The following is an 18144-nucleotide window of genomic DNA, read 5'->3' as shown; positions in this document are numbered from 1 at the left end:
GCCCGGCAGGACTTGAACCCGCAACCTAGCCGTTATGAGCGGCCAGCTCTAACCAGTTGAGCTACAGGCCCCACCGCCGCCGCGCGCACGAAAATAGCGAAGCTATTTGCGAGACGCGCAAGGTCGGCCAGCGCAGCGCAAGCTGCGACTGACGGCGCGGCTTTGCCGCGCCGGGGTCGTTAAAGCAAGGCGGAGGAGATGCGCCGCGGCAAAGCCGCGTCGTCGGACGGCGCTGGAGCGCCGCCGCCGGTCGCGATTTCTGGTTTCGATAGCTGCGCTATCGCATCCGAAATCGCAAAATGGTCGGGGAGACAGGATTCGAACCTGCGACATCCTGCTCCCAAAGCAGGCGCGCTACCGGACTGCGCCACTCCCCGACGCGAAGGCGCTCTAGGAAGCAAAAGCGGGGGCGGCAAGGCCGATAACCCTGCCGCCCACCGATCAATGGGTGTTCTTTGCGGCCTCGGCTTCGGCACGGATGCTGTCGACGCTGTTGCTGTAGGTCGCGGTCGCGCTGTTCATCGCGGCGGCGGCGGCGTTGTTGGTCGCGGCATTGGCCTCGTTTTCCATCGCGGCGGCGTTGTTCATCAAGTCCGATTCGGTCGCGCTGGCGGTGTTTTCGGTCGACGGCGGCGCCTTGTGGCACGCGGCGAGCGACATCAGGCCGGCAGCGGCAAGGGCGAAAGCGATCTTCTTCATCGTGCTTCTCCTGTTGAATTCGGTGAGGCGGGAATAACCACGCGGCGCGACTGCGATCAACCGCCTTTGGGCGTCGCCTTGTCCCAATCCTCCGGCGCGTTGGCGACGATCCACAGCATCGTCGTCCACGCCGCGACGTTCTGGCGCATCTGCTCGAGATCGACCTTGTCGAGCGTATCCTCGGGCGTGTGGTGCCAATCGAAATAGCGGATGCCGTTCTGGTTGAGGTCGACCGCCGACGCGCCGAGCTTGAAGAGCGGGCCGACATCGGTGCCATCGCCCGCGACCTCGCGACTGCGCACAATCCCCAGCGGGCCGAGCGCAGCGCCGAGCCGGTCGCCGATCGCCTTCGCGCTGTCGGGGAAATTGACCGAGAACCGCCAGACATTGTCGGCGCCGAAATCGGATTCGGCGGCCAGCGCGAACTTCTCGGTGGCGTGTGCCTTGGCATAAGCCTCACCGCCGAACCCGCCAGGTTCCTCCGCACCGAACCACACGATCCGGACCGTGCGGCGCGGGCGCGGGCCGTCGAGCAGGCGCTTGGCCGCTGCGGTAGTGATCGCCACCCCGGCGCCGTCGTCGATCGCCCCGGTGCCGAGATCCCAGCTGTCGAGGTGCCCGCCGACCACGATCGTGCCTGCGGCGGGGTCGGTCCCCGGCACTTCGCCGATAACGTTGCCCGACTCGGCATCGGGCAGCGTGCGCGGGGTCAGCGTCAGGTGGAGCACGACCTTGTCGGTGCGCTTGAAGATGCGCTCGAGTTGCTCGGCATCCGCAACCGACAAGGCCGCGGCGGGGATCGGCGTCACGCCCGGCGCCCAGTTGGTCCCTCCGGTGTGCGGCCAGCGGCCCTTGTCGCTGCCGATCGACCGGATGACGATCGCCGCCGCGCCCTTCTTGGCGGCGACGTTCGGCCCGATGAACCGCGCCGCGCCGTACGCACCATAGCCGCTGCCGTCCTGCGCCGCCTTCATCTGGTTCGACACGAATGCGATCTTGCCCGTGAGACTCCCGTCGGGCGCCGCGAGCAAATCGTTGAAGGTGGGGAAATAGATCACCGGCGCGGTAATCCCCTCCGCCGGCGTTGCGCCCGAGCGCCCGAGCGCCGCGAGCGTCAGTTTCTGCGGATAGGGCCCGACGATCTCGGCCTTCTCCTCGCCGCGCACCCAGACCGGCATCATGTAGGTCTCTATATGAACGTTCTTGAACCCGAGCGCCTTCAATTTGACCACCGCCCAGGCCCGCGCCCGCGCTTCCGCCTCGGTCGCCGCCAGCCGCTGACCGACTTCGGTCGTCAGCCCCTCGACGATGTCATAGGCGACATCGTCCTTCAGCGCGGCGTCACGCGCCTTGGCGACCGCGGGATCGACCTTGACCGCCGCGGTCGGCAGCGCGCGCTGCGCGATGGCGGGGACGGCGAGGGCGGCGATGCCGGCAAGCGCGAGGGGGGCGATCCGCATTGTTTTCTCCCTGGGGATTGGTTGCGTGGGGCTTAGAACCGTGCGCGGCCGGCGGGAAGTGGGATTGAGCATCCGTCCCGCCTCTTTCCAATCCACACGCCAATCGCTATCTGCGCCTTCGAAATTCCCGCTAATTCAATCACGGAGCAACGCGCCACCATGGCCGGCCAATACGCGTACGTCATGAAGGACATGACCAAGAGCTTCCCCGGCGCCCCGAAGCCGGTGCTGAGCAACATCAATCTGCAATTCTATCACGGCGCCAAGATCGGCATCGTCGGCCCCAACGGCGCGGGCAAGTCGACGCTGATGAAGATCATGGCGGGCGTCGACAAGGATTTCAGCGGCGAGGCGTGGCCGGGCGAGAACGTCACGGTCGGCTATCTCGAGCAGGAGCCCGAACTCGACCCGACCAAGACCGTGCTGGAAAACGTCAAGGACGGCGCGCGCGAGACCGCTGACCTGGTCGCGCGGTTCAACGAGATCGGGATGCTGATGGCCGAGCCCGACGCCGATTTCGACGCGCTCGGTACCGAAATGGGCGACCTTCAGCAGAAGATCGACGCGGTCGACGGCTGGAGCCTCGACAGCCAGCTCGAACTGGCAATGGAAGCGTTACGCTGCCCGCCGTCGGACTCGCCCGTGACCAGCCTGTCGGGCGGTGAAAAGCGCCGCGTCGCCCTCACCCGTTTGCTGATCCAGAAGCCGTCGATCCTGCTGCTCGACGAACCGACCAACCACCTCGATGCCGAAAGCGTCGAGTGGCTCGAAAACCACCTCAAGGAATATGCCGGCGCGGTGCTGATGATCACCCACGACCGCTATTTCCTCGATAACGTCGTCAACTGGATCCTCGAAATCGATCGCGGCAAGTACTTCCCTTATGAGGGCAATTATTCGACCTATCTCGAGAAGAAATCGAAGCGGCTCGAGCAGGAGGATCGCGAAGAATCGAGCCGCCAGACCGCGATCAAGAACGAGCTCGAATGGATTCGTCAGGGTGCCAAGGCGCGCCAGACCAAGTCCAAGGCGCGTATCGCCAAGTTCGAAGAGCTCGTCGAAACGCAGAAGAACCGCAGGCCGAGCGGCGCCCAGATCGTCATCCAGGTGCCCGAGCGGCTGGGCGGCAAGGTGATCGAGGTCGAGAATCTGTCCAAGGCTTACGGCGACAAGTTGCTGTTCGAGAACCTCTCGTTCACGCTGCCCGCGGGCGGGATCGTCGGCGTGATCGGGCCGAACGGCGCGGGCAAATCGACCTTGTTCAAGATGATCATCGGCACCGAGACGCCCGATGAGGGCACGATCGAAAAGGGCACGACAGTGCGGCTGGGCTATGTCGATCAGAGCCGCGATCATCTCGATCCTTCGAAGAACGTCTGGGAGGAAATCTCCGACGGGCTCGATTCGATGAAGATCAACGGCTTCGACCAGTCGACCCGCGCCTATGTCGGCGCGTTCAACTTCAAGGGCGCCGACCAGCAGAAGAATGTCGGCAAGCTGTCGGGCGGCGAACGCAACCGCGTCAACATCGCCAAGATGCTCAAGCGCGGCGGCAACGTGTTGCTGCTCGACGAACCGACCAACGATCTGGACGTCGAAACGCTCGGCGCGCTTGAGGAAGCGATCGAGAATTTCGCCGGCTGCGCGGTGGTGATCAGCCACGACCGCTTCTTCCTCGACCGTCTGTGCACGCACATCCTGGCGTTCGAGGGGAACAGCCATGTCGAGTGGTTCGAGGGGAATTTTGAGAGCTATGAGGAGGATAAGCGGCGCCGTCTGGGCGATGCCGCGGATCGGCCTACGGCGCTGGCATATAAGAAGCTGACCAGGTAGTCTTAGGCGAGCATCGTACCCTGTTGCCATTCGGTCTGATAATGAGCGATCTTTAACCCCGACAGATCGTTATCTGTGCGAGCGATCGCGGCTGGCGAACGCGTAGCTAAATCCTTGAGTGATTGGCTGAGATCCCAAGCTTCTTTCGAATCTAGGATGATGAGGCGGTCATGAAGAGAACGAGGCGGAGAAACGCGGGCCTCGATGGGACGCTTGTTGCCATACTGCTGCACGAAGGCATTCAAAGCCGGAAGCAAATTAGGATAGACGGATTTGCTATCTGAAAGGAGCATAACGGAAACATTCTCGCCCGCTGACAGCACAAACTTATTTATTATTGAGCCATCTAAATAAGGATCAACTATCAGAACAGATTCAGTGGCAGACTGAAGTAGGCTTGATACTGCGACATAGGCGTCGTGAGTATTGCCAACTGCAATGAATGAACCGCGGGCGGCTTCTGGTGCCTCGAGTTCGGCCAAAGCCAAAGCCCGATAAAATATTAGCATGATTTCACTCACACTTGCATCATGGCTCATAGTGCCAAGACGATTAGCGGCCATGTCTAGCAGGATGTGATCCGCCGATTCTTTCTGTTTCCGTACAATAGCAGTTAACATTCCGAGCCAACGAAGTGCGTCGGGATCAGACGGAGCTTTTGCCAGCCGACCGGCGCCTAGATCCGGCACGCTGACGGAAAGTGCTTTAAGCTGCGCATAGCGATCAATTGGCGTCATCCGCCTAAGGGTGAGCAAGTGAGGGCGGCTCGTCAACAACTAGGTGCGGATACCAAATCGCCCGAATATTTTTGACAGCAGGCTGGGATTTTTCAAAAAACGACGCCTCATTGCGAGAAACACCGCTTGGGCTCCGGAATTCTCCCCGCAAATCCATTTTCCTACACGCCGCGATTATGTCATCTTCGTCGCTGCGATCGGCGCACAGTTCCCTTCCGCTCGATGCACCGGCCAGCAAGCCCATGGCCAGTGCGAACATTGGGAACATTCGCGCCGGAACGAGTCGCGATGGAGAGGATTCTTATGCGCCGCACGCTCATCGCCATATTGGTCACCGCCGCGCCGGTCGCGATTTACGCCGCCGCGCCCGCCATGCCGGCCTACGTCACCGCCGCCGTCGCCGACACCACGCGGCCCGCGGAGGATCGCGCGACCGACGCCAATCGCAAGCCCGCCGAGACGCTGGCCTTTGCGGGAGTGAAACCCGGCATGACGGTCGGCGAATTCTATCCCGGCGGCGGCTATTTCACGCGGATGCTGAGCGATGTCGTCGGACCGAAGGGCCACGTATACGGCATGGAGAATCTGCGCTGGGACGATCCCAAGTCCGACAAGGCGGTGATCGATGCCACGGGCGGCAACGTCTCGATCGAAGCGGCGGCGTTCGGCACGGTGCGCTTCGCCAAGCCGCTCGATCTCGCCTGGGTCACGCAGAATTATCACGACCTCAAGATCGCCAAATACGGCGTGGTCGATACGGTCGCGTTCGATCGCGGCGTGTTCAACGCGCTCAAGCCCGGGGGCACGTTCTTCATCCTCGACCATGAAGCGCCGCCGGGGATCGATGTCGCGGGGATCACGAAGCTCCACCGCATCGAAAAGGCGCAAGTAATCCGCGAAGTGACATCGGTCGGGTTCAAGCTGGTCGCCGAGGGCACTTTCCTGCGCCGTCCATCGGACGACCACACGCTGCCGATCTTCGACCCGAAGGTTCGCGGCCAGACCGATCAATATGCGCTGAAGTTCGTGAAGCCGGTGGGTCGCGCTAAGCGGTAAACCGCTTGGTGAACCCCTTCACCGGCTGGCCGTCCTCGACGAAGGCCTCGACATGGTCGACCCGCGACAGCGGCGGGCCTTCGCGGCAGGCCTCGACCAGCGCCGCGACCGCCTCGTCCTCCCCGGACACCATGACTTCGACCGTGCCGTCCTGACGGTTGCGCACCCAGCCGGTGACCCCCAACGCTTGCGCCTTGCGAATGGTATAGTCGCGGAACCCCACTTGGTGGACCTTACCCGACACAACGACGCGTTGCATCACGCCCATAAATTCAACCCCTTGACCCGACGGCGCGTTGATCGCGCCCGTCGCCGGGGATGCTATCACCGTTCCGGTCCGCCCGGGCGGTCCGCCGCGACGGTTCGGCGCGCGCGCGGCGCGGCCTGGCGACAGCGGAGCGTGTAGCGCGCCGAACCGAATGGTTGCCGGTGAAACGTCTGTGGTTATGCGGCTTTTGTCCGCATCGCATCGACGCTCCACGGGCCCGCGCCCGCGGCGGCGAGGTAGAGGAAGATGAAGCAAAACAGCATCGCCGCTTCGCCCATATTGGCCGACGGGAAGAAGCCCTTGGGCGCGTGGAACATGAAATAGGCGACCGCCATCTGGCCCGACAGGACGAACGCCACCGGCCGCGTGAACAGCCCGATCAGGATCAGCGCACCGCCGACCAGCTCGAGCGCACCCGCCACGGTCAACAAGCCGTTGAGCGGCATGGGGAAGGGCGGGATGCCGAAGAATTTGGAAATGCCGTGAGCCATGAAGGCGAGCCCCGCGACGATGCGGAGCAGCGACAGCAGTTGCGGTGACCAGGTGGCGGGGATGGGCATGGGGTTCTCCTATTCGTTTCGCTCACCGATCTAGCGCGGCGTCGGCCGAACAACCATCCAGCGGACGGAAACGCTCCGTTACGCGGGCGGATAGGCGATCGCGATTACCTCATATTCCTTTTCGCCCGCGGGCAAGGCGACGCGCCGCACGTCGCCGACCGCGCTGCCGCGAAGCGCGCGGGCGAAGGGCGACCCCCAACCGATCAGCCCTTGCCGCGCATCGGTTTCGTCGTCGCCGACGAGCGTAAGAATGAGTTGGTTATCGTCCTCGTCGGCAATGGTGACGGTCGCACCGAAGAACACGCGGGTGCGGTCGGGCGCGGCGGCGGGATCGACGACCTTGGCCGCCTTCATCCGCTTGGCCAGCCAGCCGAGCCGCCGGTCGATCTGGCGCAGCCGCTGGCGGCCATAGATGTAATCGCCATTCTCCGACCGGTCGCCGTTGCCCGCGGCCCAGGAAATCACCTCGACCAGCTTGGGACGTTCGTCGGACAGCAGGTGCTGATATTCGGCGCGCAGCGCCGCGAACCCCGCTGGCGTGATGTAATTGGGGCGGTCGGTAATCGCTCAGCCCGGTCGCTTGTTGCCGAGATACCAGCTCAGCCGCGCGTTGCCCGTCGAGGTCGCGCGTTGCGGGTTGATCAGGTCATAGACCACCGCATTCTCGAGCACATGCTGGACGTAGCGCTTGGTCTCGTCGAACGGGATCGCCTCGATCCAGTCGATCCAGTCGACCGTGCCGGTGCGCGGATCGCCGTTCGCCGCGAGCCATTTGTTCACGTTGCCGCCCCCGGCATTGTACGCCGCGACCGCGAGCGGATAGCTGCCGTACATGTCGTAGAGCCGCTGGAAATACGCGGTGCCGAGCTGAATGTTGTAATCGGTGCTCGACAGCAGCATGCCCGAATCCCACGCGACGCCGAGCTTGCCGGCCTGCTCGCGCCCGGTGCCGGGCATCAGCTGCATCATCCCGCGCGCGCCGACGCGGCTGACGAGGGCGCGGTCGAACTGGCTTTCCTGCCGCATGATGCCGTGCGCGATGCTCCAGCTGCCGGTTGCGGTGGCCGGGATGTTGACGGTCGGGAAGCCGGTCAGCGTGTAGTCGCTGACGCCGTTCAACAGCGCGCTCCGCCCGACCATCACCGCGAGATCGGGACGGCTGAGCATCCGCGCCAGTTCGGCGGCGAGGACATGGTCGCTCTCGCTGTTGGCGGCGTTGGCGATCTGGCGGACGAACGCCGACTGATCTTCGTGCTGACCGATCGTGCCAAGGAATTGCGCGGCCCGGACGACTTCGCTCTGGTAGAAGGCGGCGCGGACAGCGGGATCGACCGGCCGCGTGATCGCATCGGTCGGCGCCACCATCGGCAGCCCGAGCCGTTCGGTGGCGAGCTGGCCATAGAATTGGTCGCGATACGCCGACGCGCGGCCGAGATAGCCACGCGATTCGTCCGCCCGGCCGGCGGCTTCCGCGGCGCGACCGGCCCAATAGAAGCCCTTCGACTTGAGCGCGGTCGACCGCGACCCGCCGGTGTATCGAACGAACATCGCCGCGGCATCGCCCGGGCGCCCGAGCCGCTTCATCGCGGTCTGCCCAGCGAGCCAGACGAGGTCGGTATAGGGATCGCGCTCCCCGAACGGGCGGAGCGACACGTCGGTGCCCGCCGGATAGGCGTCGTCGACCTGGCTGGCGATATTGTAAGCGATGCTCGCTTCGCCCGCCGCGATCGCGGCGCGGGCGTTCTTGAGCAGCAGATCGTACCAGCGATCGACGTCGGTCGGGCGGATCGTGAAATTGTGCGGACGCGCGAGCAGCGCGCGCGCCGACGACCCCGCGCCGGAATTGGCCAGCCAGATCGCCTTGTCGGCAAGATACCCCGGATCGCCCGCGCCGAGCGCATCGGCGCCGCCTGCCGTCGAGGCGGCGATACGCAGATCGAGCCGCGCCTGGAACAGCGGCCGCTTGGCCGCGCTGGTTAGCAGGATTTGCCGTCCCGCGGCTGCCGTCTGACCCTGCCACAGCAACTGATCCATCCGCGCGTCGTGATCGGCGGTGGTCAGCGCGTCGGGGAAAGTCGCCAGCACGAAGGCTTCATCGCCGTTCGACAGAAGGCCCATAACCCAGCCGTTGCGTGCCGCGCTTTTCGCCTCGTCGCGAAAGCCCGTGCCGTTGAGCGCCTGCGCGAAGCGCTCCCAGGCGGCGGCATTTTGCGGCGGGAAGCGGCGGAAGAAGGCGACCGCGGTCGATGCCGAGAACGTCCCCTGGCCGAGTGCGACTTCGGCATTACGCCGCATTTGAGTCTCGCCCGGCCAGCCCGGATGCGCGAGCATGAACCGTGCATAGCTGTCGAACGGCGCATTGCTCGTCGCGCTCAGCGATCGCCACTCGGTAATCGCCGCCGACAGCGACGTGTTGGTCGGATCGGCGGCGCTGCCGGCCAGCAGCGCCTTGGCTTTTTCGAACTGATCCTGGAACGCGTAGCCGGTCGCCGCCATCCCCGACAAAGCGGCGGCGAACAGGCCGGTCTTGATCCATGACGCGATCATGTGGACAGCATAGGCAATCGCCCCGTATCTGTCAGGCGAAAAACCGCGATTTCGGCGCGGATAAGGAGTTTTTAGGCATGTTTTCGGGATCGATCCCGGCCTTGGTCACGCCGTTCGCGGCGGACGGGGCATTTGTGGAGGGCGCGTTTCGTGATTTGGTCGAATGGCAAATCGCGGAAGGGTCGGCCGGGCTGGTCCCGGTCGGGACCACCGGGGAGGCGGCAACGCTGAGCTATGACGAGCATTTCGCGGTGGTCCGCATCTGCGCCGATCAAGCCAATGGCCGCGTGCCGATCCTGGCGGGCGCGGGCTCCAACGACACCCGCGTCGCGATCGCCAATGTCCACGCCGCCAAGGCGGCCGGCGCCGACGCGGCGCTGATGGTGCCGCCGTATTACAACCGCCCGAGCCAGGAGGGTATCTTCCGCCATTTCGAAGCGATCGCGCGCGAAACCCCGCTGCCGGTCGTGCTCTACAACGTTCCCGGGCGCACCGTGACCGACATTCAGCCGGCGACGATGGCGCGGATCGTCACCGCGTTTCCCGACATCTTCATCGGCGTGAAGGATGCCACCGGATCGCTCGGCAGGGTTACCGAACAGCGGCTGGGCTGCGGGCCGGATTTCATCCAACTCTCGGGCAATGACGAGACCGCGCTCGCGTTCAACGCGATGGGCGGCACCGGCTGCATCTCGGTCACCGCCAACGTCGCGCCGCGGCTCTGCGCCGATTTCCAGGCGGCATGGGCGGCGGGCGATATCGCCAAGGCGCGCGCCCTCCACGACCGCCTCTATCCACTGCACATCGCGATGTTCACCGATGCCTCGCCCGGCCCGGTCAAATACGCGCTGGGCAAGATCAAGCCCGGCTGGCCGCTCCACCTCCGCCTGCCGATGACCGAGGCGGGGGAGGCGGCGCGCGCGGCGGTTGATGTGGCAATGGCGGGGGCGGGGCTGTGATTGCGCTATGGAGCGAGCATCGACGTTCGCTGTTCAGCTTTGCAGGTCGGGAAACGCGACAGCCATTCTGGCTGTGGGTACTCTCGGTTGTTGGGGCTGCAATGGTGATCTGGACAGTCTTCATGACCGCATTCGTTGGAATAATTATGACAGGGCCGATCGAGGCGGCGCCGCTCAATTTCGCAATGGCGCCGATTGTCATGGGCGTTATATCTCTGACCGTTATCGTGCTGCTCGCCGCTGCCGTCGCTCGCCGATTGCACGACAGCGGGCGTTCGGGCTGGTGGGGTATTCCTGCACCGTTGTTCCTGATGAGCGGCATGGCGATGATGGCTCGCATGTTCACTGCGATTCAGGCGGATACGCAAACGCCGGGCGCGACCGACGCCATGTCGGGCATGCCGCCGCTGTTCGGACCGATCCTCCTGAACAATCTGGCCTATTTGGCATCGCTCCTGATGCTTGTTATTTTGTGCTGCATGGCGAGCCAACCGGGCGATAACCGGTATGGGCCGTCCGCAAACGGGGGAGATTCACGATGAACCTGCTGGGCCGCCACATCACCGGACTCGCCACATTTTCCGGGCGCGAAAATCGTCAGCCGTTCTGGCTGTGGATCCTAATCGTCTATGCCGTCCAGATGGTCGTGGGCATGGTCGTGATGATCCCGATCATGATGTCGATGTTCGATCGCATGGGGCCGATGATGCAGGGCGATCCGCATCGGTTCGACGACCATCCCGAACTGGTCATGCAGATGATCACGCCGATGGTCAGCAACATCATGGTGTTTTCGGTCGTCGTGACGCTGATCTGGCTCGCCCTGATCGCCGCGGCGGTGGTGCGGCGGCTGCACGACGGCGATCGGTCGGGCTGGTGGGCGTCGCCGGTGTTCGCGGTGCACATCGTCACGCCGTTGCTCTACCTGTCGGCCTTTCCGCGCTTCTTCGACGTGATCGGCAAGGTGAAGCCCGGCATGACGCCCGATCAGGTAAACGCGGCGATGTTGCCGGCGATGCAGTCGTTCGGCGGTGTGTGGCTGCTCGGGATGGTCGGCTTCCTGCTGATGATCGTGCTGATCGTCTTCCTTTGCCTGCCGGGAACCCAGGGTGCGAACCGTTACGGCGAGGATCCGCTGGCGTTCTAACAAGCGCGCGCCTACATCGCGCGTCCCATGCCGCGTCCCAAGCCCGCCACGTTCGACAAGAAGAAGATCGTCGCCGAAAACCGGCGCGCGCGGTTCGATTACATGATCGACACGACGTACGAGGCCGGCATCGCGCTGACCGGAACCGAAGTAAAATCTCTGCGCGGCGGCGAGGGGTCGATCGCGGAGAGCTATGCCGAGGTCACGGCCGATGGTGGCGTGTGGCTGATCAATTCGAACATTCCCGAATTCAGCCACGGCAACCGCTTCAATCACGAGCCCAAGCGGCGGCGCAAGCTGCTGCTCCACGAACGCGAGATCAACCGGCTGCACGGCGCGGTCGCGCGCGATGGCATGACGCTCGTGCCCTTGATGATCTATTTCAATTCACAGGGGCGCGCGAAGCTCGAACTGGCGCTGGCGAAGGGCCGCAAGGCACACGACAAGCGCGAGCATATCAAGGAACGGGACTGGAAGAAGGAAGCCGGCCGCATCATGCGCGACCGCGGCTGACGCCATTTCGGGCGATTGACTGGGCGTATCACCGGCGTAAAACACGCGACGTCATAAGGAAGTGGCGCGCGAGAGACTCGTGGCGACCGGCTTCCCATCCAGGATTAAGAGGGACACGGCCATGAAGCCTATCGCACTCGCCTTGCTCGCGGCAACCGCCTTGGGCAGCGTCGCCGTCGCGCAATCCGCCGCCCCGGCCGCGGTCACCACGGGCAAGCCGACCTATGGCACGTTCGGCTTCGATTTTGCGGGCATGGACAAGAGCGTCGCGCCGGGCGACGATTTCTACGGCTTCGCCAACGGGACTTGGTCAAAGACCACGCCGATCCCCGCCGACAAATCCAATTTCGGCGCGTTCGAGGTGCTGCAGGATCTGTCCGACAAGCGCACGCGCGGGCTACTCGAGACCGCCGCCGCCAACCCCAACTCGAAGATCGGACGGACCTACGCGACCTATCTCGACACCGCCGCGATCGAGGCGAAGGGCCTGAACCCGATCAAGCCGTGGCTCGACAAGATCGCCGGGCTGAATTCGAAGGACGGCTATGCCGCGCTGCTCGTCGAAGCGAGCCGCGCCGGGGTCGGCACGCCGTTCGGCAGCGGGGTGACGCAGGACGCCAAGAATCCTGACGTCTACGCCGTCGCGCTGCGCCAGTCGGGGCTCGGGCTGCCCGACCGCGACTATTACCTCAGCGCCGATCCCAAGCTGGCCGAGGCCAAGGCCGCCTATGTCGGGCACATCCGCAAGATGCTGACGCTGGCGGGCGAAGCCAATGCCGGCCCGCGCGCGCAAGCCATCGTCGATTTCGAAACCGCGATCGCCAAGGCGAGCTGGACGCGGATCGAGAGCCGCGACGCCGACAAGACCTACAACAAGATGACCGTCGCCGATCTGGCGAAGTCGGCGCCCGGGTTCGATTTCGCCACGTATTTCCGGACGACCGGGGCGACCGAGGTCATTGTCGGCCAGCCGAGCGCGATCACCGGCATCGCCGCGCTGGTCGGATCGACTCCGCTGCAAGTGCTCAAGGATCAATTGCTGATCCGCAGCCTCGACGGTTATGCCGACGTGCTGCCCAAGGCGTTCGATCAAGAGCAGTTCGCCTTCTACGGCACCGTCCTGTCGGGCACGCCGCAGCAGCAGGAACGCTGGAAGCGCGCGGTGCAATTCACCAGCGGCGCGCTGACCGACGACGTTTCGAAGGTCTATGTCGCCAAATACTTCCCGCCCGCGACGAAGGCGGCGGCGGACCGATTGGTCAAGAACATCATCGCCGCGATGAATGTCCGCATCGACAAACTGACCTGGATGGCGCCCGAGACCAAGGTGAAGGCGCACGCCAAGCTCGCCGCATTCACGCCGCGGATCGGCTATCCGACGACGTGGCGCGATTACGCGTCGCTCGACATCGTCAAGGGCGACGCGTTCGGCAACGAATGGCGCGCCAACCAATGGGCGTACGATTATAATCGCGCCAAATTGGGCAAGGGCATCTATCGCTGGGAATGGGGGATGACCCCGATGACGGTGAACGCGCAGGCCAACCCCACATTGGTCGCGATCACCTTTCCCGCGGCGATCCTCCAGCCGCCGTTCTTCGATCCCAACGCCGATCCGGCGATCAATTATGGCGGGATCGGCGCGGTGATCGGCCACGAAATGAGCCACCATTTCGACGATCAGGGGTCGAAGTTCGATCTCCACGGCAAGCTGACGCAATGGTGGACCGATTCGGACATCGCCAATTTCAAGAAGTTGAGCGGCGATCTTGTCGCCGAATATGACAAATACGAACCGCTCCCGGGCATGCACGTCAAGGGCGCGTTGACACTGGGCGAAAACAGCGCCGACCTCGCGGGGTTGAGCGCGTCGTACGACGCCTATCACCGCTCGCTCGGCGGCAAGCCGGCACCGGTGATCGGCGGCTATACCGGCGATCAGCGCTTCTATCTCGGCTGGGCGCAGGTGTGGCGGCGCAATTACCGCGAGGCGAACTTGCGCCAGCGCCTGCTGACCGATCCGCATAGCCCGAGCGAGCAGCGCAGCTGGATCGTCCGCAACATGGATCCGTGGTACGCGGCGTTCAAAGCCGCCCCGGGGCAGAAATTGTATCTCGCGCCCGATCAGCGCGTCCGCATCTGGTAATCGAGAACCCAAAGGATCCCTCCCATGAAACCCTTCGCCTTTGCCCTTCTTGCCGCGACCGCCTTGGGCGGCGCCGCGCTGGCGCAACAGACCGTCGCCGCGACTCCCGCCGGCAAGCCCCAATTCGGCACATTCGGGTTCGATGAAGCCGGCATGGACAAGACCGTCGCCCCGGGCGACAATTTCTACGCGTTCGGCAACGGCATGTGGGCGAAGAACACGCCGATCCCCGCCGACAAATCCAATTACGGCGCGTTCAACCTGTTGTCGGACCTGTCCGAAGAACGCACCAAGGGCATCCTCGAAACCGCGGCGAGCGATCCCAATTCGAAGATCGGCGTCGCCTATTCGACCTTCCTCGATCGTCCCGCGATCGACGCCAAGGGAATGGCGCCGATCCAGCCCTGGCTTGCCAGGATCAAGGCAGTCGACAAGGCCGGGTACCCGGCGTTGCTCGCCGAAGCGTCGGCGGGCGGCGTCCGCGGTCCGTTCGGCGCGTATGTCGGTCAGGACGACAAGAACCCCGAAGTCTATGTGCTCGGCCTCAGCCAGTCGGGCCTCGGTTTGCCCGACCGCGACTATTACCTGTCGGCCGACGCCAAGCTGGCCGAGATGAAGACGGCCTACCAGGCGCACATCGCCAAGGTGCTGACGATGGCGGGCGAAACCGATGCCGACCCGCGCGCCAAAGCGCTGGTCGATTTCGAGACCGAGATCGCCAAAGTCAGCTGGACCCGGATCGACAGCCGCGACGCCGACAAGACGTACAACAAGATGACCGTCGCCGATCTGGAGAAATCCGCGCCGGGCTTCGCCTTCGCGAGCTATTTCAAGGGGCTTGGTGCGCCGGTCGATTCGGTCGTGGTGTCGCAGCCAAGCGCGGTGACGGGTATCGCAAAATTGGTGGCCGATGCGCCGATCGGCGTGTTGCGCGACCAGTTGATGGTGCGCAGCCTGGACGGTTATGCCGACGTCCTGCCGCAGCAATTCGATGACGAGCAGTTCGCGTTCTACGGCAAGACGCTGTCGGGCACGCCCGAACAGCAAGCGCGGTGGAAGCGCGGCGTCCAGTTCACCACCGGCGCGATCGACGACGAGGTTAGCAAGATCTATGCGGCGAAATACTTCCCGCCGGCAACCAAGGCGGCGGCCGATACTTTGGTCAAGAACATCATCGCCGCGATGGGACAGCGGATCGACAAGCTGACCTGGATGGCGCCCGAGACCAAGGTCAAGGCGCACGAAAAGCTCGCCGCCTTCACGCCCAAGATCGGTTATCCGTCAAGGTGGAAGGATTACTCTTCGCTCAAGATGACCAAGGGCGATGCGTTCGGCAACGAATGGCGCGCCAATCAATGGCAGCACGATTATGACGTCGGCCACCTCGGCAAGCCGCTCCAGCGCTGGGAGTGGGGCATGACCCCGATGACGGTCAACGCCTATGCCAATTTCGGCATGGTCGAGATCGTCTTCCCGGCGGCGATCCTGCAGCCGCCGTTCTTCGATCCGAACGCCGACGCCGCGGTCAATTATGGCGGAATCGGCGCGGTGATCGGGCACGAATTGAGCCATCATTTCGACGATCAGGGCGCCAAGTACGACAAGACCGGCAAGCTGACCCAATGGTGGACCGACGCCGATGTCGCGGCGTTCAAGAAACTGTCGGCGATGCTGGTCGCGGAATATGACGCGTACGAGCCGCTTCCGGGCATGCACGTCAAGGGCGCGCTGACGCTCGGCGAGAACAGCGCCGATCTGGCCGGCCTGTCGGTGGCGTACGACGCTTATCACAAGACGCTGGGCGGCAAGCCGGCACCGGTGATCGGCGGCTATACCGGTGACCAGCGCTTCTATCTCGGCTGGGCGCAGGTGTGGCGGCGCAGCTATCGCGAGGCGACCTTGCGCCAGCGCTTGCTGACCGATCCGCACAGCCCGTCCGAGCAGCGCGCGAACATCGTACGCAACATGGACCCATGGTACGCCGCGTTCAAACCGGCGGCGGGGCAGAAACTGTATCTGGCGCCGGAGCAGCGCGTCCGGATCTGGTAACGAGCTTCCCCGAGCGGGGATAAGAGCGCCGCCGGTGGGGAAACTCGCCGGCGGCGTTTTCTTTTCCCTCCGATGTAAAATGATCGTCATCCCCGCGAAAGCGGGGACCCAGCTTCCGCCGACAACAGCAAACGCGACCGCGACCGGGGAGGATAAACCTGGAGCTGGGCCCCCGCTTTCGCGGGGGCGACGGTGGGAGGCGTAGCGCGGCGCTTGACCTCCACCCCGACAGCGCCACAAGAACCTCCATGGCTTCGCGACCCGTCCCCTCAGCTTCTGCTACCTCCGGCCAGCGCCAGGCGTTGATCGTCGCGGTCGTATGCGGCCTCGGCGCAGGATTGATCGCGCTGCTCGTGCTCAAGAGCGCGGCGATTGCGGGCGGATTCGCCGCTGCGATGCTGGTGCTGGCCGGGACGGCGTTCGTCTGGTCGCGGCTTGGCTCCACGGCCGCCGCCGAGACGAGCGAAACTGACTGGAGCGTCGCACGCACGCTCGCCGCCGCCAGCGACGACGCGCTCGCTGTGACCGACCGCGCCGGGCGGCTGATCTGCGCCAACGAACGCTACAAGGCGCGCTTCGGAGGCTATCCGACGCCGCCTAGTTTACCGCTCGACGGCACCGGCGCCGCCGACCTCGCTAGCGCCGGTCGCACTGCATGGCGCGACGGATCGGCACAGCTCGACCGCATCACCACGCGCGGTGCCCCACTTGCCGTCCAGATCGAGCGCGCCGGTGAGGCCGAGGACATGCTGGTCTGGCGCTTTCACGAGGCGCAGGGGCTCGACCTCGCCACCAACGTGCAATCCTTGGTCGCCGGGCCGACCGGCGACCGCCTCGCCGCCGCAGGGATCATGGCGGCGTTGATCGCGCCCGACGGCAAATTGCTCGCGGCCAACCGCGTGTTGCGCGAGCGGTCGATGGGGCATGAAGAAGCGGTCGTGGTCGGCCGCGACTTCGCGCGCTTCCTATCAGTCGATGCGAAGGGGCGAGCGCGGTTCGAGCGCGAGGGCGCCAAGGGCAACCCCTTACGCGTCCTGCAAATCCCGTTCCTCGACGGCGACGACGCGCCGATCCTCGTCGTCATGCTCGACGAGGAGGAAAGCGGCCAGCCCGCGATCGGTGCGAGCGCCGCGGCGCACGTCAAAAGCCTGATCTCGCTGCTCCCGGTCGGGCTCGCCTTGGTCGATCGCGACGGGCGCTTCGTGCAGATGAACGACCCGTTCGTCCGCGCCGCCCAAGTCGATGCCGCGCAGCCGCCGCTCTACCCGGGCGACCTCGTCGTGCGCGAGGACAAGGCCGCGGTCGCCGACGCGATCCGCAAGTTTGCCAATGGCGCGACGCATTCGACCGACATGGCGATCCGGCTGAAGGACCATCCCGACGAACCAGTCGCGCTGACCATCGCGGGCGCGCGTGGACTGGGCGATGCGGCGGTGCTGCTCAGCCTGAAGGACAATGGCGAGGAGACTCGGCTCAAGCGCGAAGTCGCGCAAGCAACCAAGATGCAGGCGGTCGGCCAACTCGCGGGCGGCGTGGCGCACGATTTCAACAATATCCTGACCGCGATCATCGGGCATTGCGACCTGATGCTGATGCGCCATTCGCCCGGCGACAGCGATTATGACGACATCCAGCAGGTCAAGGCCAACTCGAACCGCGCCGCCAGCCTGACGCGGCAATTGCTGGCGTTCAGCCGTCAGCAAACGTTGCGGCCGCAAGTGCTGCAATTGCCCGACGTGATTTCCGAAGTGTCGCAGCTGCTCAAGCGCTTGATGGGCGAAACGGTGAAGCTCGAGGTGCGTCACGGGCGCAACCTCGGCGCCGTCCGCGCCGACCCGGGGCAGTTGGAACAAGTCGTCGTCAACCTCGCGGTCAACGCGCGCGATGCGATGCTGGCGAAGGACGCGAGCGGCGGCACGCTGACTATCACCAGCCGCGCGGTCACCGCCGCCGACGTCCGCAAGCTCGGCAACGACATTCTGCCGATCGCCGATTATTCGCTGCTCGAAATTGCCGATACCGGAATCGGCATCCCGCCCGACATCGTCGGCAAGATCTTCGAGCCGTTCTTCACCACCACGGAAGTGGGCAAGTGCACCGGTCTAGGACTTTCCACGGTGTTCGGCATCGTCATGCAATCGGGCGGGTACATCTTTGCCGACAGCCGGCC

16 protein-coding genes and 1 tRNA gene are annotated in these 18144 nt (G+C 64.6%); 9 read left to right on the top strand and 8 right to left on the bottom strand.

Translation table 11 applies throughout. From position 1 onward, the window contains the following. Positions 1-300: 300 nt before the first annotated feature. The 3 genes from JWM94_RS12965 to JWM94_RS12955 form a co-directional block, all read right to left on the bottom strand. Positions 301-377, bottom strand: a tRNA-Pro gene (locus JWM94_RS12965). Positions 378-441: 64 nt separating this feature from the next. After that, positions 442-699: a hypothetical protein gene (locus tag JWM94_RS12960; protein WP_299427645.1), complete on the bottom strand. Its 258-nt coding sequence runs from the start codon at positions 697-699 to the stop codon at positions 442-444. A gap of 56 nt (positions 700-755) precedes the next feature. Beyond that, a complete protein-coding gene (locus JWM94_RS12955; protein WP_299427642.1) occupies positions 756-2159 on the bottom strand; it encodes a M20/M25/M40 family metallo-hydrolase in 1404 nt (467 codons plus the stop codon). Positions 2160-2318: 159 nt separating this feature from the next. Here JWM94_RS12955 and ettA point away from each other — a divergent pair, with 159 nt between their 5' ends. Beyond that, positions 2319-3992, top strand: coding sequence for an energy-dependent translational throttle protein EttA (ettA, locus tag JWM94_RS12950; RefSeq protein ID WP_299427639.1), 1674 nt, complete (start codon positions 2319-2321; stop codon positions 3990-3992). Positions 3993-3994: 2 nt separating this feature from the next. Here the strand turns inward: ettA and JWM94_RS12945 are convergent, their stop codons facing one another. Beyond that, positions 3995-4729 carry a hypothetical protein gene (locus tag JWM94_RS12945; RefSeq protein ID WP_299427636.1) on the bottom strand — a complete coding sequence of 245 codons (735 nt, stop codon included), beginning with the start codon at positions 4727-4729 and terminating at the stop codon, positions 3995-3997. Positions 4730-5032: 303 nt separating this feature from the next. Between JWM94_RS12945 and JWM94_RS12940 the strand changes: the two genes are divergently transcribed. Next, positions 5033-5785: a methyltransferase gene (locus tag JWM94_RS12940; protein WP_299427633.1), complete on the top strand. Its 753-nt coding sequence runs from the start codon at positions 5033-5035 to the stop codon at positions 5783-5785. Here the strand turns inward: JWM94_RS12940 and JWM94_RS12935 are convergent. From JWM94_RS12935 to JWM94_RS12920, 4 genes are all read right to left on the bottom strand, one after another. After that, positions 5775-6053: an acylphosphatase gene (locus JWM94_RS12935; protein ID WP_299427630.1), complete on the bottom strand. Its 279-nt coding sequence runs from the start codon at positions 6051-6053 to the stop codon at positions 5775-5777. The genes JWM94_RS12940 and JWM94_RS12935 overlap by 11 nt on opposite strands. Positions 6054-6229: 176 nt before the next feature. Beyond that, positions 6230-6613: a DoxX family protein gene (locus JWM94_RS12930; protein WP_299427627.1), complete on the bottom strand. Its 384-nt coding sequence runs from the start codon at positions 6611-6613 to the stop codon at positions 6230-6232. 78 nt (positions 6614-6691) lie between these two features. After that, positions 6692-7177, bottom strand: coding sequence for a transcription elongation factor GreB (gene greB, locus JWM94_RS12925; protein ID WP_299427648.1), 486 nt, complete (start codon positions 7175-7177; stop codon positions 6692-6694). Positions 7178-7180: 3 nt separating this feature from the next. Next, positions 7181-9160 carry a lytic transglycosylase domain-containing protein gene (locus JWM94_RS12920; RefSeq protein ID WP_299427624.1) on the bottom strand — a complete coding sequence of 660 codons (1980 nt, stop codon included), beginning with the start codon at positions 9158-9160 and terminating at the stop codon, positions 7181-7183. 77 nt (positions 9161-9237) lie between these two features. Between JWM94_RS12920 and dapA the strand changes: the two genes are divergently transcribed. From dapA to JWM94_RS12885, 7 genes are all read left to right on the top strand, one after another. Continuing rightward, positions 9238-10119 (top strand): 4-hydroxy-tetrahydrodipicolinate synthase, encoded by an 882-nt coding sequence (gene dapA / locus JWM94_RS12915; RefSeq protein WP_299427622.1) that lies wholly within the window; start codon positions 9238-9240, stop codon positions 10117-10119. Next, complete coding sequence (locus JWM94_RS12910) at positions 10116-10661, top strand: DUF805 domain-containing protein (RefSeq protein ID WP_299427620.1); 546 nt, start codon at positions 10116-10118, stop codon at positions 10659-10661. The genes dapA and JWM94_RS12910 overlap by 4 nt, the downstream gene beginning before the upstream one ends. After that, positions 10658-11266, top strand: a complete 609-nt coding sequence (locus tag JWM94_RS12905) for a DUF805 domain-containing protein (protein WP_299427618.1) — start codon at positions 10658-10660, stop codon at positions 11264-11266. The genes JWM94_RS12910 and JWM94_RS12905 overlap by 4 nt, the downstream gene beginning before the upstream one ends. Before the next feature lie 27 nt (positions 11267-11293). After that, positions 11294-11779, top strand: coding sequence for an SsrA-binding protein SmpB (gene smpB, locus JWM94_RS12900; protein WP_299427614.1), 486 nt, complete (start codon positions 11294-11296; stop codon positions 11777-11779). 121 nt (positions 11780-11900) lie between these two features. After that, entirely contained in the window at positions 11901-13925 is a 2025-nt protein-coding gene (locus JWM94_RS12895; protein WP_299427611.1) for a M13 family metallopeptidase, read from the top strand. Positions 13926-13949: 24 nt separating this feature from the next. After that, the gene (locus JWM94_RS12890) at positions 13950-15974 is read left to right on the top strand and encodes a M13 family metallopeptidase (RefSeq protein ID WP_299427608.1); all 2025 of its coding nucleotides are present in this window, start codon (positions 13950-13952) and stop codon (positions 15972-15974) included. 248 nt (positions 15975-16222) lie between these two features. Beyond that, the coding region (locus JWM94_RS12885) for an ATP-binding protein (protein WP_299427605.1) at positions 16223-18144 on the top strand (1922 nt) is incomplete at its 3' end.

It is taken from the genome of Sphingomonas bacterium (assembly GCF_028289855.1).
In the GTDB taxonomy this organism is placed as follows: domain Bacteria; phylum Pseudomonadota; class Alphaproteobacteria; order Sphingomonadales; family Sphingomonadaceae; genus Sphingomonas.
The sequence above is the reverse complement of the archived record's forward strand: the minus strand, read 5'-3'. Positions and strand labels throughout refer to the sequence as shown.

Bases quoted from the DNA above. Each gene is read 5' to 3' on its own strand.
- JWM94_RS12955 (WP_299427642.1), bottom strand. From the start codon at position 2,159: ATGCGGATCGCCCCCCTCGCGCTTGCCGGCATCGCCGCCCTCGCCGTC.
- smpB (WP_299427614.1), top strand. From the start codon at position 11,294: ATGCCGCGTCCCAAGCCCGCCACGTTCGACAAGAAGAAGATCGTCGCC.
- ettA (WP_299427639.1), top strand. From the start codon at position 2,319: ATGGCCGGCCAATACGCGTACGTCATGAAGGACATGACCAAGAGCTTC.
- JWM94_RS12895 (WP_299427611.1), top strand. From the start codon at position 11,901: ATGAAGCCTATCGCACTCGCCTTGCTCGCGGCAACCGCCTTGGGCAGC.
- JWM94_RS12930 (WP_299427627.1), bottom strand. From the start codon at position 6,613: ATGCCCATCCCCGCCACCTGGTCACCGCAACTGCTGTCGCTGCTCCGC.
- JWM94_RS12905 (WP_299427618.1), top strand. From the start codon at position 10,658: ATGAACCTGCTGGGCCGCCACATCACCGGACTCGCCACATTTTCCGGG.
- JWM94_RS12940 (WP_299427633.1), top strand. From the start codon at position 5,033: ATGCGCCGCACGCTCATCGCCATATTGGTCACCGCCGCGCCGGTCGCG.
- JWM94_RS12945 (WP_299427636.1), bottom strand. From the start codon at position 4,729: ATGACGCCAATTGATCGCTATGCGCAGCTTAAAGCACTTTCCGTCAGC.
- dapA (WP_299427622.1), top strand. From the start codon at position 9,238: ATGTTTTCGGGATCGATCCCGGCCTTGGTCACGCCGTTCGCGGCGGAC.
- JWM94_RS12920 (WP_299427624.1), bottom strand. From the start codon at position 9,160: ATGATCGCGTCATGGATCAAGACCGGCCTGTTCGCCGCCGCTTTGTCG.
- JWM94_RS12960 (WP_299427645.1), bottom strand. From the start codon at position 699: ATGAAGAAGATCGCTTTCGCCCTTGCCGCTGCCGGCCTGATGTCGCTC.
- JWM94_RS12935 (WP_299427630.1), bottom strand. From the start codon at position 6,053: ATGGGCGTGATGCAACGCGTCGTTGTGTCGGGTAAGGTCCACCAAGTG.
- JWM94_RS12890 (WP_299427608.1), top strand. From the start codon at position 13,950: ATGAAACCCTTCGCCTTTGCCCTTCTTGCCGCGACCGCCTTGGGCGGC.